This is a genomic window from Sphingomonas trueperi, assembly GCF_011927635.1.
GTDB classification, from domain to species: domain Bacteria; phylum Pseudomonadota; class Alphaproteobacteria; order Sphingomonadales; family Sphingomonadaceae; genus Sphingomonas; species Sphingomonas trueperi.
The window spans coordinates 450,850-465,384 of record NZ_JAATJB010000002.1 but is presented as its reverse complement, the minus strand read 5'-3'; the positions used below and the strand labels follow the sequence as shown (position 1 = coordinate 465,384).

The 14,535-nt window shown below is 67.6% G+C and carries 16 protein-coding genes; 12 read left to right on the top strand and 4 right to left on the bottom strand.

What is annotated here, in order from left to right; genetic code table 11:
- Positions 1 to 67: 67 nt before the first annotated feature.
- The 12 genes from GGR89_RS05585 to GGR89_RS05530 all read left to right on the top strand — a co-directional run bounded on the left by GGR89_RS05585 (position 68) and on the right by GGR89_RS05530 (position 10,834).
- Positions 68 to 790 (top strand): RBBP9/YdeN family alpha/beta hydrolase, encoded by a 723-nt coding sequence (locus GGR89_RS05585; protein ID WP_125972661.1) that lies wholly within the window; start codon positions 68 to 70, stop codon positions 788 to 790.
- Between the two features lie 305 nt (positions 791 to 1,095).
- The gene (locus tag GGR89_RS05580; protein WP_241217802.1) at positions 1,096 to 1,482 is read left to right on the top strand and encodes a MerC domain-containing protein; all 387 of its coding nucleotides are present in this window, start codon (positions 1,096 to 1,098) and stop codon (positions 1,480 to 1,482) included.
- A gap of 53 nt (positions 1,483 to 1,535) precedes the next feature.
- A complete protein-coding gene (locus tag GGR89_RS05575) occupies positions 1,536 to 1,994 on the top strand; it encodes a Fur family transcriptional regulator (RefSeq protein WP_121075235.1) in 459 nt (152 codons plus the stop codon).
- 51 nt (positions 1,995 to 2,045) lie between these two features.
- Complete coding sequence (dxs, locus tag GGR89_RS05570; protein ID WP_125972665.1) at positions 2,046 to 3,971, top strand: 1-deoxy-D-xylulose-5-phosphate synthase; 1,926 nt, start codon at positions 2,046 to 2,048, stop codon at positions 3,969 to 3,971.
- Between the two features lie 225 nt (positions 3,972 to 4,196).
- Complete coding sequence (locus GGR89_RS05565) at positions 4,197 to 4,568, top strand: plasmid mobilization protein (RefSeq protein WP_125972667.1); 372 nt, start codon at positions 4,197 to 4,199, stop codon at positions 4,566 to 4,568.
- On the top strand, positions 4,565 to 4,789 hold the full coding sequence (locus GGR89_RS05560; RefSeq protein WP_125972669.1) for a hypothetical protein: 225 nt from the start codon (positions 4,565 to 4,567) through the stop codon (positions 4,787 to 4,789). The genes GGR89_RS05565 and GGR89_RS05560 overlap by 4 nt, the downstream gene beginning before the upstream one ends.
- 42 nt (positions 4,790 to 4,831) lie before the next feature.
- Positions 4,832 to 5,860, top strand: coding sequence for a COX15/CtaA family protein (locus GGR89_RS05555; protein WP_125972671.1), 1,029 nt, complete (start codon positions 4,832 to 4,834; stop codon positions 5,858 to 5,860).
- On the top strand, positions 5,857 to 6,171 hold the full coding sequence (gene cutA, locus GGR89_RS05550; RefSeq protein ID WP_125972673.1) for a divalent-cation tolerance protein CutA: 315 nt from the start codon (positions 5,857 to 5,859) through the stop codon (positions 6,169 to 6,171). The genes GGR89_RS05555 and cutA overlap by 4 nt, the downstream gene beginning before the upstream one ends.
- A gap of 136 nt (positions 6,172 to 6,307) precedes the next feature.
- Positions 6,308 to 6,787: a 50S ribosomal protein L13 gene (rplM, locus tag GGR89_RS05545; protein WP_084253420.1), complete on the top strand. Its 480-nt coding sequence runs from the start codon at positions 6,308 to 6,310 to the stop codon at positions 6,785 to 6,787.
- Entirely contained in the window at positions 6,787 to 7,356 is a 570-nt protein-coding gene (gene rpsI, locus GGR89_RS05540) for a 30S ribosomal protein S9 (RefSeq protein ID WP_064310032.1), read from the top strand. The genes rplM and rpsI overlap by 1 nt, the downstream gene beginning before the upstream one ends.
- Before the next feature lie 421 nt (positions 7,357 to 7,777).
- A complete protein-coding gene (locus GGR89_RS05535) occupies positions 7,778 to 9,466 on the top strand; it encodes a DUF1800 domain-containing protein (RefSeq protein ID WP_125972675.1) in 1,689 nt (562 codons plus the stop codon).
- 12 nt (positions 9,467 to 9,478) lie between these two features.
- A complete protein-coding gene (locus tag GGR89_RS05530) occupies positions 9,479 to 10,834 on the top strand; it encodes a DUF1501 domain-containing protein (RefSeq protein ID WP_125972677.1) in 1,356 nt (451 codons plus the stop codon).
- Here GGR89_RS05530 and GGR89_RS05525 read toward each other — a convergent pair.
- Genes GGR89_RS05525 through GGR89_RS05510 form a run of 4 tightly spaced genes read right to left on the bottom strand, consistent with a single transcriptional unit; the run spans position 10,831 to position 14,507 of the window.
- The gene (locus GGR89_RS05525; protein ID WP_125972679.1) at positions 10,831 to 11,577 is read right to left on the bottom strand and encodes a metallophosphoesterase family protein; all 747 of its coding nucleotides are present in this window, start codon (positions 11,575 to 11,577) and stop codon (positions 10,831 to 10,833) included. The genes GGR89_RS05530 and GGR89_RS05525 overlap by 4 nt on opposite strands.
- Positions 11,574 to 12,416 (bottom strand): diacylglycerol/lipid kinase family protein, encoded by an 843-nt coding sequence (locus GGR89_RS05520; RefSeq protein ID WP_125972681.1) that lies wholly within the window; start codon positions 12,414 to 12,416, stop codon positions 11,574 to 11,576. The genes GGR89_RS05525 and GGR89_RS05520 overlap by 4 nt, the downstream gene beginning before the upstream one ends.
- A 39-nt stretch (positions 12,417 to 12,455) precedes the next feature.
- On the bottom strand, positions 12,456 to 13,229 hold the full coding sequence (locus tag GGR89_RS05515) for an enoyl-CoA hydratase-related protein (protein WP_125972683.1): 774 nt from the start codon (positions 13,227 to 13,229) through the stop codon (positions 12,456 to 12,458).
- A gap of 57 nt (positions 13,230 to 13,286) precedes the next feature.
- On the bottom strand, positions 13,287 to 14,507 hold the full coding sequence (locus tag GGR89_RS05510; protein ID WP_125972685.1) for an NAD(P)/FAD-dependent oxidoreductase: 1,221 nt from the start codon (positions 14,505 to 14,507) through the stop codon (positions 13,287 to 13,289).
- Positions 14,508 to 14,535: the final 28 nt, after the last annotated feature.

Genomic DNA, 14,535 nt, shown 5'->3' with positions numbered 1-14,535 from the left:
ATCAATCCAGTAGGGGTTATAGAGAAGGTCCGGCCAGCCCCTCCCAGGACACAAGGAGAGGAACGCAATGACGATCTTTTCGCCGATCGATGATCGCTCGCCGATCATCCTCACCGTCCCCGGCCTCGGCGGCTCCGGGCCGTCGCACTGGCAGACGCTGTGGGAGCAGTCCCGCCCCGATACCCGCCGAGTCGAGCTCGGCATGTGGGACACGCCCCACCGCAACGCCTGGGTGACCAAACTCGACCAGGCGATCCGCCAGGCACAGGCGCCGGTGGTACTCGCCGCGCACAGCCTGGGCTGTCTGGCGGTCGCCTGGTGGGCCACCCTCGCCGGCCAGACCTTCGGCACGCCGGTCGCCGGCGCGCTGCTGGTGGCACCGGCGGACGTCGACCGCGACTCGGCGCCGGCGGAGCTCCACGCTTTCCGCCCGACGCCGGCGACCCTGTTCCCCTTCCCCAGCGTGGTGGTGACGAGCAGCGACGACCCCTGGATGTCGATCGAACGTGCGGAGGATCTTGCCCGCGGCTGGGGCAGCCTGTTCGTCGATCCGGGGCCGCAGGGACACCTCAATGCCGCCAGCGGAATCGGCTGGTGGGAGGAAGGCCAACTGCTGCTCGACCGGCTGCTCGATACCGCCGCCGAGCGCAGCGGATCGGTGCAAGCTATGGCGGAGGCGCGCTCGCTGCTCGCGATCAACGCCACCGATTCCGCACAAGCGCATTATCTCGGCAGCCGCCCGGCCAGCTCCGCACAAAACGCGGCGAAATCGACCCAAGCACACTGGTAAACACAGGGAGGACGACCTATAATACTCGGCATGGGCATGGCCGGGTGGCGTACCCTAGAGCGTCATCCGGCCTACCCTTGCAACGCGCCGTTCACTTCACCAAAGTGTCACAAGATCTGGCAATGCGTTGTTGCAATTATCGCAACCCGGTACATCATGTCGCTCCTGACCAGACCGCTCGGAATCGCAAGCCTTCGCCTTTAAGCGCGCATTGCGCGTCCGGCACCCGCATGTACGCGTCGATTAACCCCGAAATTGCGCCATGATATATTGTACCGCCTTCATCGCGGCTCTATATGGCGCCCATGTCGTTGAGTACCCCCCTGAGCCGCTGGTGGTCGGGCCTGGATGGCGCCTTCGATCGCGTTGCGATCGGGATCAGTGGCTTGTGCCTGATTCATTGCATCGCGACCACCGTGCTGCTGACGATCGTGTCGACCGCGGGCGGCCTGCTCGATCCGCATATCCATGAATATGGCCTGGTGCTGGCGATCGGCTTCGGCATCTATGCGCTCGGCCGCGGCATCGTCCATCACGGCTATATGGCTCCCGCCGCCGTCGGCGCGTTCGGGCTCGGCATCATGAGCGGCGCGCTGAGCCTGCCGCATGGCGGGTTCGAGACGATCTGGACGCTGATCGGCGTGTCGCTGGTCGCGCTCGGCCACGATCTCAATCGCCGCGCGACCTATTGAGCCCAGACCGGCCACTGCTTGCCGGATGCGGCCGCAACGCCTAAATCGTCTTCATGTCCGCGCACAATCATCACGAGCACCACGGGGCCGATCTCACCAAGGCGGCCCGCACCCGGCTGGAAGAGGCCGGCGAGCAGTGGACCGCGATGCGCGAGCGCGTGTTCGAGGCGCTGGCCGGGTTCGACAAGCCCGCCTCGGCCTATGACATCGCCGAGGCCGTCTCGAAGGCCGAAGGCCGCCGGGTCGCGGCCAACAGCGTCTACCGCATCCTCGACCTGTTCGTCGGCTCCAATCTGGCCCGCCGGGTGGAAAGCGCGAACGCCTATGTTGCCAATGCACATCCCGAATGCCTGCATGATTGCATCTTCCTGGTCTGCGACAGCTGCGGCCAGACCACGCATATCGACGACGATTCGATCACGAAAAACGTACGGTCCGCAGCCCAGCACGCCGGTTTTTCGCCGGTCCGGCCGGTGATCGAGGTGCGCGGCAAGTGCGGCAAGTGTGACTGACCTGTCCAACAGACCGTTCGACTTGAGACTAACGTTGCGCTAACAAAGCCCATGGCTGACCTACCCAAGACGCCGCTGCTCGACACGGTCGACACGCCGCAGGACCTCCGGAAGCTCGCCCCCGCCCAGCTGCGCCAGCTGGCCGACGAGCTTCGTGCCGAAACCATCAGTGCGGTGGGCTCCACCGGCGGGCATCTAGGCTCCGGCCTGGGCGTCGTCGAACTGACGGTGGCGATCCACTATGTATTCAACACCCCCGACGACCGGCTGATCTGGGACGTCGGGCACCAATGCTATCCGCACAAGATCCTCACCGGTCGGCGCGATCGGATCCGCACGATTCGTCAGGGTGGAGGCCTCTCCGGCTTCACCAAGCGCAGCGAGAGCGAGTATGATCCGTTCGGTGCCGCGCACTCGTCGACCTCGATCTCGGCCGCACTCGGCTTTGCGATCGCCAACAAGCTCAACGAGGCGCCGGGCAAGGCGATCGCGGTGATCGGCGACGGCGCGATGAGCGCGGGCATGGCCTATGAGGCGATGAACAACGCCGAGGCCGCCGGCAACCGGCTGGTGGTGATCCTCAACGACAACGACATGTCGATCGCCCCGCCGGTGGGCGGGCTTTCGGCCTATCTTGCGCGCCTCATTTCCTCGTCCGAATATCTCGGCCTGCGCGAGCTCGCCAAGCGCTTCACCCGCAAGCTTTCGCGCCGCCTCACCGCGGCAGCCGGCAAGGCGGAGGAATTCGCCCGCGGCATGGCGACCGGCGGCACGCTGTTCGAGGAACTTGGCTTCTATTATGTCGGCCCGATCGACGGCCACAATCTCGAGCATCTGATCCCGGTGCTGGAGAATGTCCGCGACAGCGAGCAGGGCCCGATCCTGATCCATGTCGTGACCAAGAAGGGCAAGGGCTATGCCCCGGCCGAAGCGGCGGCGGACAAGTATCACGGCGTCCAGAAGTTCGACGTGATCACCGGGGCACAGGCCAAGGCACCCCCGGGCCCGCCCGCCTATACCAAGGTGTTCGCCGATGCGCTGCTCGCCGAAGCGGAGCGTGATGCGTCGGTCTGCGCGATCACCGCGGCGATGCCCTCGGGCACCGGGCTCGACAAGTTCCAGGCGACGTTCCCCGATCGCACCTTCGACGTGGGCATTGCCGAACAGCACGCGGTCACCTTCGCAGCGGGCCTTGCCGCGCAGGGGATGCGGCCGTTCTGCGCGATCTACTCGACCTTCCTGCAGCGCGCCTACGACCAGGTCGTCCACGACGTCGCGATCCAGAACCTGCCGGTCCGCTTCGCGATCGACCGCGCGGGCCTGGTCGGTGCCGACGGCGCGACCCATGCCGGCAGCTTCGACGTGACCTATCTCGCCAGCCTGCCCAATTTCGTGGTGATGGCGGCCGCGGACGAGGTCGAGCTCGTCCACATGACCCACACGGCGGCGATGCACGACAGCGGCCCGATCGCGCTGCGCTATCCACGCGGCAACGGCGTCGGACTGGCGCTGCCCAAGGTTCCGGAGCGGCTGGAAATCGGCAAGGGTCGCGTGGTCCGAGAGGGCAAGAAGGTAGCGATCCTGTCGCTCGGCACGCGCCTTGCGGAAGCACTAAAGGCCGCCGACACGCTCGAGGCCAAGGGCCTCTCGACCACCGTCGCCGACCTGCGCTTCGCCAAACCGCTCGACGAGGATCTGATCCGCCGCCTGCTCACCACCCACGAAGTGGCGGTGACGATCGAGGAAGGCGCGATCGGCGGCCTCGGTGCGCATGTGCTGACGCTCGCCAGCGATACCGGCCTGATCGACGCCGGCCTCAAGCTGCGCACCATGCGCCTGCCGGACATATTCCAGGACCAGGACAAGCCCGAGAAGCAGTATGACGAAGCGGGGCTGAACGCCGCCAACATCGTCGACACGGTGCTGAAGGCGCTCCGCTACAACGAGGCCGAGCTGGCCGACGGGGTGCGGGCGTAAACGACGCCAGATCCTCCCCGGAACGGGGAGGGGAACCGCCGCCGAAGGCGGTGGTGGAGGGGCCGCTGCGGCACGCAGCGGTTTCCCAGGCTGAGAGCGATCCGCGCCTTGCGGCGCGCCCCCCCCACCATTCGCTGGCGCGAATGGTCCCCCTCCCCGTTCCGGGGAGGATCTGGGTCCTGCCCCACCTTGAATCTCCAACATGCACATGCCATGTACATGCACATGGCTACGCAGCTTCCCCAGACTCGCTCCAGCCGCGTTGTCGTGCTGGTATCGCCCGAGGAAAAACGGCGCATTTCCGCCAATGCGGAAGCGGCGGACATGACGGTCAGCGACTTCATGCGCACCGCCGCCGAACGCTATACCGAGCCGACCGACGCCGAGATGGCGCTGATGCGCGACCTGCTCGCCCAGCTCGAACAGGCCAATGCCCGCACGGACGCGGCCTTTGCCCAGCTCGAAGCTGCGCGCGCCGCCGCCACCGCGTTCGACGAGGAGGCGTATCGCGCCGAGGTCCGCGAACAGCTGCTGACCGATACCTCAATCGACTGGGATGCGCTGTCCACTGCCCTTTCCGGCTGGGCGCGCCAGTGAGCTTCTGGACCGATGCGCTACGCGCGCTCCAGCAGGTCGCGCTGCTCCAGCACAAGGTCGAGCAGGCGCTGACCACCGCCGAGGAAGCCCGCCGCCATTCAATCGAGACGCGCGAGCGGGTGATCCGGCTTGAGACGCTGATCGACATCGCGATGAGACGCCAGCCCGCAGCACCGCCTACGCCGCCTGCGCTTCCCGAAAGTCCACAAACCGGCAGCTAGCGCCCGCTTCCCCGAGCGCGTACATCGCGGTACGTGCTGAAAATGACCATCCTTCCCCTCACCGCCCGCCCCCGCGCGCTCGCGCACTGGCTGTTCGTCGTCGCCGCGATGATCGTCGCGATGGTCGTGGTCGGGGGCATTACCCGGCTCACCGAATCGGGCCTGTCGATCACCGAATGGAAGCCAATCTCCGGCATCGTGCCCCCGCTCAACGACGCGCAGTGGCAGGCCGAGTTCGACCACTACAAGCAGATCGGCCAGTATGAGCAGCTCAACCAGGGCATGACGCTCGGCGGGTTCAAGAGCATCTTCTTCTGGGAATATATCCACCGCCTGCTCGGCCGGCTGATCGGCATGGTGTTCGCGCTGCCGCTGCTGTGGTTCGCCGTCCGCAAGCAGATCCCGCAGGGCTATGGCTGGCGGCTGGTCGCGCTGCTCGCGCTAGGCGGGCTGCAGGGCGCGTTCGGCTGGTGGATGGTGAAGTCGGGGCTCAACCACACCCGCACCTCGGTTAGCCATTTCTGGCTGGCGACCCACCTGATGACCGCGCTGTTCACGCTGGGCGGCATCGTCTGGACGATGCTCGACCTGCGCGCGCTTGCCGCCAACCATGCCGAGCGCCCTGCCCGACTGACCGGGCTCGGCGCGGGCGTGCTGGTACTGCTGGCGGTCCAGCTCTTCTACGGGGCGCTGGTAGCAGGCCTCGATGCGGGGCTGGTCACCAACCAGTGGCCGCTGATGAACGACCATTTCTTCCCCGGTGTCACCCAGATCGGCGAGAGCCCGCTCCATGCCGCGCTCTACGATCCGGCAATCGTCCACTTCATCCACCGCTGGTGGGCCTGGGTCGTGGTCGCCGGCCTAATCGTCCTCGCCCGCAAGGCCAAGGCTGCCGGTGATCGCCGCGCCTCGATCGCGATCCACTCGGCGTTCGGCATCCAGATCCTGCTCGGCATCGCGACCGTGATGACCGGGGTGAACCTCCACCTGGCCGCCACCCACCAGCTGGTCGGCGCGCTGCTGGTGTGCGCCACGGTATGGGGCGTCCACGCCGTCGGCCGCACCCGGTGAGCGACACCGCGCTGCTCTACGTCACCTTCGCCAGCCGCGCCGATGCCGAGCGCGTGGCGGAGACCGTGCTGGCGGAGCAGCTCGCGGCCTGCGTCAACCTCCTCGCGCCCTGCATCTCGATCTATCGCTGGCAGGGTGGCATCGAGCGTGGCGAGGAAGTCCCCGCGCTGTTCAAGACCCGCCCTGCCCTCGCGCTGCGCCTCCGCGAGCGGATCGCCGCGATCCATGACTATGACCTGCCGGTGATCGAACAATGGCCGGTCGAGGCGGGCGCCGCCGTCGCCCGCTGGATCGCCGACGAGACACGCTGAACCGACAGGTATCATTTTACCCGTCAGCAAACCCACGCATTTCTTGACTTTCAGGCCCCAAATCGTCAGAGGGGCATCAATCGCGCTGCCGGCAACGGTGGCGCGTATGCATTTCCTACGCGAAAGGTCACAGGCCATGAAGGCGCTGATGAAGACCACCAAGTCGGCCAAGCCGGCCGAGGTGGAGAAGAAGTGGCACATCGTCGACGCCGAAGGGCTCGTCGTCGGTCGTGCAGCGGTGGTGATCGCGAACGTCCTGCGCGGCAAGCACAAGACCAGCTTCACCCCGCACGTCGACTGCGGTGACAATGTCATCGTGATCAACGCGGACAAGATCCGTTTCACCGGCAAGAAGCTCGGCCAGAAGGTGTACTACAAGCACACCGGCTATGCGGGCGGCATCAAGGGCGTCACCGCCGCCAAGGTTCTCGAAGGCCGCTTCCCGGAGCGCGTTCTGGAGAAGGCCGTGGAGCGCATGATCCCGCGCGGCCCGCTCGGCCGCCAGCAGATGCGCAACCTGCGCATCTTCGCCGGTTCGGAGCATCCGCATGAAGCTCAGAACCCCGAGGTTCTCGACATCGCCGGCATGAGCCGCAAGAACAAGGTGGGTGCATAATGTCTGACAACCGCCAGTCGCTTTCCGACCTGGGCGCAGCGCTGGGCCAGCAGCCCGCCGCGCCGACCGAAGGCCAGGCCGCCGCTCCGGCTGCTGCCGCCGCTGCCGACGCCTATCTCGCCGGCCAGATCGACGAGCCGGCCGCCCCGACCACGCCGCTGCGTGCGCAGGAGCTGGACCAGTATGGCCGCGCCTATGCCACCGGCCGTCGTAAGGACGCCGTCGCCCGCGTGTGGCTGAAGCCGGGAACCGGCAAGATCACGATCAACGGTCGTGACCAGGAAATCTATTTCGCGCGTCCGACGCTGCGTCTCGTCATCAACCAGCCGTTCGGTGTCGCCGAGCGTGAGGGCCAGTATGACGTGATCTGCACCGTCAAGGGCGGCGGCCTCTCGGGCCAGGCCGGTGCCGTGAAGCACGGCATCTCGCAGGCGCTGACCAAGTATGAGCCGGTGCTGCGCGCCCCGGTGAAGAAGGCCGGCTTCCTGACCCGCGACAGCCGCGCCGTCGAGCGTAAGAAGTACGGCAAGGCGAAGGCCCGCCGCAGCTTCCAGTTCTCCAAGCGCTAAGCGTCTCGGCTTCGGCCAAGGAAATTGGGGCGGTCCGGCAACGGGCCGCCCTTTTTCGTGGGCGACCGCGAAAGGCACCAAGATATCGTCGCGGGCGGCCGCCCGCCCTTACCCGAAATGGTGCACCGCAGCTCAAAATGGGCAAGGCCCGCTCGTTCGACTGCGCCAGCCAGATCCCGCATCGGCACACGACTACGTCGTGAGACGCGCGTCGGATGCACAAGTTCCCGAACGATCGCCGTGGACTCGCAACGGCCCGCCGCAGCGAATTTCGATACGATGTCGCATCGTTCCCCTGAAAACCGACATTGTGCTAAGAGTTGCAGATATCCCACTCTGGGACAGGTCTTCCTTAAAAAACCGCTAGCCCGTAAAGCTTGGGTGCAACGCGGCAAAACCTGCGGGCGGGGAATTCAAGAACATGCGACGGATATGGACGGCAGCTGCGCTTGGCGCGGCGGGCCTGCTGTCGGCTTGCGACGGCAGCAGCGACAACATCAACCTGGCGGACAGCCGGATGACCAGCGGACTGGTCGATCTTTCCGCCGCCAATGCCGGCATGTCGCCGGCGCAATCGCAGGTGACCGACGGCATCCGCCTGGCGCGACAGACCACCTTCGGGCCGACGCCGCAGGTGCTCGAGCAGATCTCGAAGCTGGGTACCGAGGGCTGGCTCAACCAGCAATTCGCCGCCAGCGGCAGCACCTATGCCGATCTCGCCGTGGCGCGGCGGATCGACTATTGCAAGGACGTCCCCTGCAATCGCCGCTATTTCAGCCGCACGCCGGTGGCGATGCGCTTCTACGCGAACGCCGTTTCCGCACCGGACCAGTTGCGCCAGCGCGTGGCATTCGCGCTTTCGCAGATGATCGTCGCCTCCGAACAGGAAGTGCGCTCCGCCGCGGGAATCGCCGCGTTCAACCAGCTGTTCCTCGACAACGCCTTCGGCAATTACCGCACGCTGCTCAAGGCGGTGACGCTCAATCCCTATATGGGCCGCTATCTCAACATGGCGGGGAGCAACAAGACCGCCCCGTCCGAGAACTACGCACGAGAGCTGTTGCAGCTGTTCTCGATGGGCCCCAACATGCTCAACCAGAATGGCACGCCGCGCCGCGACGCCACTGGGGGGACCGTCCCCAATTATGGCCCCGACGACATTCGTGGCGTCGCCCGCGCATTGACCGGGTGGGACCGCGCCCGGATCGGCAACGCGCCGATCACCAACCAGCTGGCCGGGGACGACGTGAAGCCGATGATCCCGGTGCCGGATCGCTACGATGCCGGCGAGAAGCGGTTCCTCGGCATCCGCGTGCCGGCCGGCGCGAGCCAGGAAGCGAGCGTCGATGCGGTGGTGGACGCCGCGTTCGACCATCCTTCCACCGCGCCCTTCGTGTCGCGCCACCTGATCGTCCATCTGGTGACCGCCAACCCCAGTCCCAACTATATCGGACGGGTGGCGGCAGTGTTCGCCAACAACGGTCAGGGCGTCCGCGGCGACCTGAAGGCCGTCGTCCGCGCGATCCTCACCGACCCCGAGGCGCGCACCGCGCCTCGCCAGGATCGCGGCAAGCTGAAGGAGCCGGTGCTGGCGATGGTCTCGCTGGCCCGCGCGATCGGCATGACCACCGACGGCTTCGCCTTTGCCATGCGCGATACCAGCCTCGGTCAGCCGGTGATGAACGCGCCCTCGGTGTTCAACTTCTATCCGATCGACTATCCGCTGCAGGGCAGCGCTACCCTCTACAACCCGGCATCGAAGCTGCTCAACAGCAGCACGGTGCTGCGCCTCCACAACATGATGTACGAATGGACGGTGCGCAGCGACGTAGCGACCGCTGAGTTCAAGGCCCCTACCGGTTTTGGCGCCGCTTCGGGAACCCGCTTCGCCTGGGCCACCTGGGCGTCCTTCGGCGACAATGTCGATGCCATGGTCGCCGCGGTAGATGTGTTATTGCTAGGCAATAGCATTACGCCAGGCCAGCGTGCCGCACTGCGCACGGCCGCACTCGCCATTAACGACAAGAATTTGCAAGTCCGTGCGCGCAAGCGCGCGCAGATGCTGCTCTTCATCGCCGCCTCCAGCCCGCAATTCCTGGTCGACCGGTAAGGAACCGATCCGATGACGCTTTCCCGACGCGATTTCGTTCGCCTCACCGCCGGCACAGGTGCGGCCGCCGCCCTGGCGCAGCTCGGCCGGACCGCCGCCGTCGCGGCTCCCAGCGGCAGCTACCGGGCGATGGTGGGCATCTTCCTCTACGGCGGCAATGATGGCTGGAACATGGTGGTGCCCACCGACGACCGCCACGCCACCTACCAGGCCGCGCGCGGCGCCGTCGCCCTGCCCCGCAACACGCTGACGCCGCTGACCAACGCCAGCTATGCGCTGCACCCGGCAATGGCAGCACTGCGCCCGGTGTGGGACGAAGGCGCGCTATCGCTCGTGCTCAATACCGGGACCCTGTTCGCGCCGTTGACCAAGGCAACGTACCTGTCACGGCCCGATCTGCGCCCTAGCAACCTGATGAGCCATTCGGACGAGCAGGCGCACTGGCAGGGCCTCCGCGCCCGCGACTCCGCCAGCGACGGCTTCATGGGGCGCATGGCCGATCGCATGCCCGGCGGTCGGCTGCCGCCGCTAATCTCGCTCAGCGGATCGACGCTGGCGCTGATCGGCAAGACCGCGGTGCCGCTGGTGCTCCCCGCCTCCGGCCTGCCCGGACGCGCGGGCTACAGCGCCCGGGATACCGCGAAGAACCTCGCAACCGCGCTGCTGGCCGACAGCGAGGGCGGTCCGGTCATGGACGGCGTCAAGACGACGCTGCGCGACACGTTCGAACAGGCCGATCTTGCCAACAGCGTATTGTCGGGCGGGAACAGCGTCGCCCGCCATTTTGTCGATGCGAACGGCCGCGCGCTGACCAGCGACATCGCGGCGCAGCTGCTCGGCACCGCCAAGATGATCGAGGCGCGCGGCACGCTCGGCCATAGCCGCCAGACCTTCCTGCTCAGCATGGCGACCTTCGACCATCACGCCAACCAAGTCGCCGGCAGCCCCATTGCGGGCGACCATGCGAACCAGCTGGGCGCCCTGGCGGACGCGATGGCCGCTTTCCACCGCGCGATGAAGGCACTGGGCGTCGGCGCCAACGTCACCACCTTCACGATGAGCGACTTCGGCCGCACCTATGCCAGCAACGCGCAGAACGGCACCGATCATGCCTGGGGCAACAACCACCTCGTGATGGGCGGCGATGTCGCCAAGGGCGGCATCTTCGGCACCTATCCCGATCCGGTGCTGGGCGGCGCCGACGACATCACCAACGAAGGCCGCTTCATCCCCGGGATCGCGCAGGAGGAATATCTCGGCGCCATCGCCCGCTGGCACGGGGTGAGCAATGCCGACCTGCCCTATGTCTTCCCCAACTGGCAGACCTGGTCGACCGCCGGGCGGGGCCCCTTGCCGCTGTTCCGCTAGAGCGCGACGCTCGGCTCGCCGAGGAAGCGGGCGCGGGTGGAGAAGCTGGTGCCGTCGACGGTGATCTCGTTGAACGAGGGCGGCTGGTCGCGGGTACGTTCGGAAAGCGTACCCGCCCCGATCAGCCGCACCGTGCGCTCGCCGACGGGATGCTCGATATCGAACGGGTCGTGGACATGCCCGGTCAGCACCGCATTGGCGCCGGCCTGGGCCAGCGCCTCCAGCGCCCGCCGCCCGCCGCGGGTGCGGGAAGTGGCGCGGGTGCCCGCCTCCACCAGCGGATGGTGCGCGGCAACGAACACCACCCCGCCCGCCGGCACGGCCTCGGCCAGCGCCAGCGACTTCTGCAGCGCATGGCGGCTGACATGGCCCTTCGACCAATTGGTGCGGAACTGGAAGCGCGCGGTGGTCTTGAGTGGTACGATCGACACGCCCCGAATGTCGAGGGGGCGCTCGATCATCCGCTCCAGCGCGCGATAGCGGCGATACGGCATCGCCAGCCGCGCGAACGGATTGAAATAGGGCAGGTCGTGATTGCCTACCTCCACCGTGATCGGCACCGCCAGGCTCTCCAGCCATTCGGCGGCGGCGGCGAACTCCCTGGCGCGCGCGCGCATGGTGAGATCGCCGGTCATGATCACCGCGGCGGGCATCTCGTCGCGTACCCTGGCGTTGAACCAGTCGACCGCCTCGCGATTCTCGCGGCCGAAATGCACGTCGCTGACATGGAAGAAGCGGGTCATGCGGCGGTCGCCTCCGCGCGGGTGGCGATGAACGTCTCCAGGCTGCGCCCGGCGCGGATCGTCGTGCCGGGATCGAGCGTCTCGGGCTCGCCGTCGAACAAGGCGAGTACTGGCTTGCGCTCGGCGAGCGTGAGCTGCTCGGTTCGGCTTTCGGTCACCGCGCGCGCCGCGACCCAGTCGCCGGTCACCCATTCCCAGCCGAGCTGCGCGATGGAGCCCCAATCGCGCGCATCGACCGCGGCGACCTCCAGTCCGTCGAGCGTCGGCGTGACGAACACTGCCTGGTAGCTGTCGCCGAGCGCGCGCGCGCCCTGCACCCGCACGCCCCGGCGGTGGAAGGTGTTCCGCCAGGCGCCGCGCACCGCCGCCGCCAGCCGCCCGAACCGGCCTTTGCGGACCACCTCGCGTGCGCGGAACCAGCTCGCCGCCGGGCCGAGGATCAGGCCGACGAACGCGCGATGCTCACCCGCGACGATATAGGGCAGCGCCACGCGACGGTCGCAGCCATGCGCGGCGTGGATGATCTTGTGCGGATCGGTCTCGTCGTGCAGCGCCTTGGCCAGCAGGTTCATCGTCCCGCCGGGCAGGATCAGGAAGGCGCCTTCCCACGTGGCCAGCGCGCGCAGCGCCGCGTTGATCGTGCCGTCGCCGGCGAACAGCACTACCGTATCCACCCCCGCCGCATCGAGCGCAGCGCCCTCCGGCAGGGCGTCCTGCGGGAAATCGGTACGGCCGGCGAGCCTCAGCCCGCGTTCCTCGAACACCGCCTCCATCGCGTCGCACTTGGCCTGCGAGGTGGTGCCGGAATTGGGATTGGTAATGAACCAGAGCGTCTGCATGGCCCTCGTAACGCCCGAGAACCGATTTCGTGGCGTCGCTCAGTGGCCGGTGAAATGCGCCTCGCGCTTTTCGAGGAATGCGGCAATCGCCTCGCGGCAATCGTCGGTCCTGGCGGCGATGCTCTGGTGATCGGCCTCGATCTCCATCGTCTCGGCCAGCGTGCCCGAGAGCGCCACGCTCACCTGCTTGCGGATCAGCCCCAGCGCGACGGTGGGCATCCCCGCCAGCTTCGCCGCCAGCCCGTGCGACACCTGCATCAGCCCGCCATCTTCCACCACCCGCGTGACGAGGCCGTTGGCCAGCGCCTCCTCGGCCAGCATCCGCTCGCCGAGCAGCGCCATCTCGAGCAGCCGCGCCCGGCCCGCCGCCTTGCCGATCAGCCAGGTCGCGCCGGCATCGGGCACCAGCCCGATATTGGCGAAGGCGAGCAGCAGATAGGCCGATTGCGCCATCACCACGATGTCGGCGGCGAGCGCGATCGAGGCCCCTGCCCCGGCCGCCGCGCCGTTGACCGCGGCGACGATCGGGATCGGCAGCTCGGCCATCGTCGCGATCACCGGATTATAGTGCCGCCGCAGCGCCTCGCCCGAATCGCGCATGCCGACGCTGGCGGTGAGGTCCGCGCCCGCGCAGAACGCCCGACCCTCGCCGGTGAGCAGCACCGCCCGCGCCCCGTCCTCCGCCGCGCGCCGTAGCGTCGCCGCGAGCAGGTCGAGCATGTCGGGGGTGAGCGCGTTGAGCCGGTCGGGGCGGTTCAGCTGCACCACCGCGACATGGCCTTCCATCGCAAGCAGCACCGGCGCGTCGGACATCCTCACTTCTCCTTCTGGTTGGAAGAAGGGATGCCCGCGCGCGCTGGCTCGCGCAACTCAAAGCTCCTTGAGCACCGTCGCCGGATCGGCGAGCACCGCAGGATCGACCATCATCCGCTCGGCGACCAGCCGCTTGCCCTGCACATAGTCCCGCATGGCGTTGACGCAGTCGAGCGCGATCACCCGCCCCTGCTTGAGGTAGATCACCGAGAAGCTGCGCGCCGACAGGTCGCCGCGCAGCACCGTCGCGTCGTGCCCGATCGACAGGCCGACGGTCTGCAGCTTGAGGTCGTACTGGTTCGACCAGAACCACGGCACCGCATCATAATGCGCCGCCTGCCCCGTGAGCAGCTTGGCGACCATGTTCGCCTGGTCGTTGGCATTCTGCACCGATTCCAGCCGAATCTCGGCGCCGTCGGCATAGGCATTCACATGCAGCGCGCAGTCGCCGATCGCATAGACGTCCGGCAGGCTGGTGCGGCACTGCGCGTCGACCCGCACGCCATTGCCGCCCGCCGCGCCCGCGTCGAGCAGCGGCGCGACTTCGGGGACGATGCCGATGCCGACGATCACCATGTCGGCCGGCAGCACCTCGCCCCCCGACAGCCGCACGCCGCAGACGCGCCCGTCTTGTTCCTCCAGGCATTCCACCAACGCGCCGGTACGGATCTCGACGCCGTGTGCGCGGTGCTCGGCTTCGTAGAAGCGCGACAGCGGTTCGCCGGCGACGCGGGCGAGCACCCGGTCCATCGCCTCCAGCACCACGACCTGCTTGTCGGCCTTGATCAGCGCGGCGGCCGCCTCCAGACCGATATAGCCGCCGCCGATCACGACGATGCGCTGGGTCGTCGGCAGCTCGGCGAGCAGCTGGTCGACATCACGCCGCGTGCGGATCGCGTGGACGCCGGCGAGATCATGCCCGCTGCACGCCAGCCGCCGCGCGCTGCCGCCCGCCGACCAGACCAGCGCGCCATAGCCGATCGTCGCGCCCGCCGCATCGGTGACGGTCTTCGCCGCGGGATCGACCGCGACGACGCGCCGGCCGGCGAGCATGGTCACCGCCCGCTCTTCCCAGAAAGCCGGCGCGCGGATCAGGATGCGCTCGAAGCTCTTCTCGCCCTTCAGATAATCCTTGGAAAGCGGCGGGCGCTCATAGGGAAGCTCGGGATCCTCGCCGATCACCGCGAGCGTGCCGGCAAACCCCGCCTGCCGGAGCGCCACCGCGCACTGCGCCCCGCCATGGCCGCTGCCGACGATCAGAATATCGAACCTGTCCAACCTGTCCTCCCCACACGACCCAGCCCTG

Coding starts and splice junctions, on each gene's coding strand:
- GGR89_RS05585 (WP_125972661.1), top strand. CDS start 68: ATGACGATCTTTTCGCCGATCGATGATCGCTCGCCGATCATCCTCACC.
- GGR89_RS05580 (WP_241217802.1), top strand. CDS start 1,096: ATGTCGTTGAGTACCCCCCTGAGCCGCTGGTGGTCGGGCCTGGATGGC.
- GGR89_RS05575 (WP_121075235.1), top strand. CDS start 1,536: ATGTCCGCGCACAATCATCACGAGCACCACGGGGCCGATCTCACCAAG.
- dxs (WP_125972665.1), top strand. CDS start 2,046: ATGGCTGACCTACCCAAGACGCCGCTGCTCGACACGGTCGACACGCCG.
- GGR89_RS05565 (WP_125972667.1), top strand. CDS start 4,197: ATGGCTACGCAGCTTCCCCAGACTCGCTCCAGCCGCGTTGTCGTGCTG.
- GGR89_RS05555 (WP_125972671.1), top strand. CDS start 4,832: ATGACCATCCTTCCCCTCACCGCCCGCCCCCGCGCGCTCGCGCACTGG.
- rplM (WP_084253420.1), top strand. CDS start 6,308: ATGAAGGCGCTGATGAAGACCACCAAGTCGGCCAAGCCGGCCGAGGTG.
- rpsI (WP_064310032.1), top strand. CDS start 6,787: ATGTCTGACAACCGCCAGTCGCTTTCCGACCTGGGCGCAGCGCTGGGC.
- GGR89_RS05535 (WP_125972675.1), top strand. CDS start 7,778: ATGCGACGGATATGGACGGCAGCTGCGCTTGGCGCGGCGGGCCTGCTG.
- GGR89_RS05530 (WP_125972677.1), top strand. CDS start 9,479: ATGACGCTTTCCCGACGCGATTTCGTTCGCCTCACCGCCGGCACAGGT.
- GGR89_RS05525 (WP_125972679.1), bottom strand. CDS start 11,577: ATGACCCGCTTCTTCCATGTCAGCGACGTGCATTTCGGCCGCGAGAAT.
- GGR89_RS05520 (WP_125972681.1), bottom strand. CDS start 12,416: ATGCAGACGCTCTGGTTCATTACCAATCCCAATTCCGGCACCACCTCG.
- GGR89_RS05515 (WP_125972683.1), bottom strand. CDS start 13,229: ATGTCCGACGCGCCGGTGCTGCTTGCGATGGAAGGCCATGTCGCGGTG.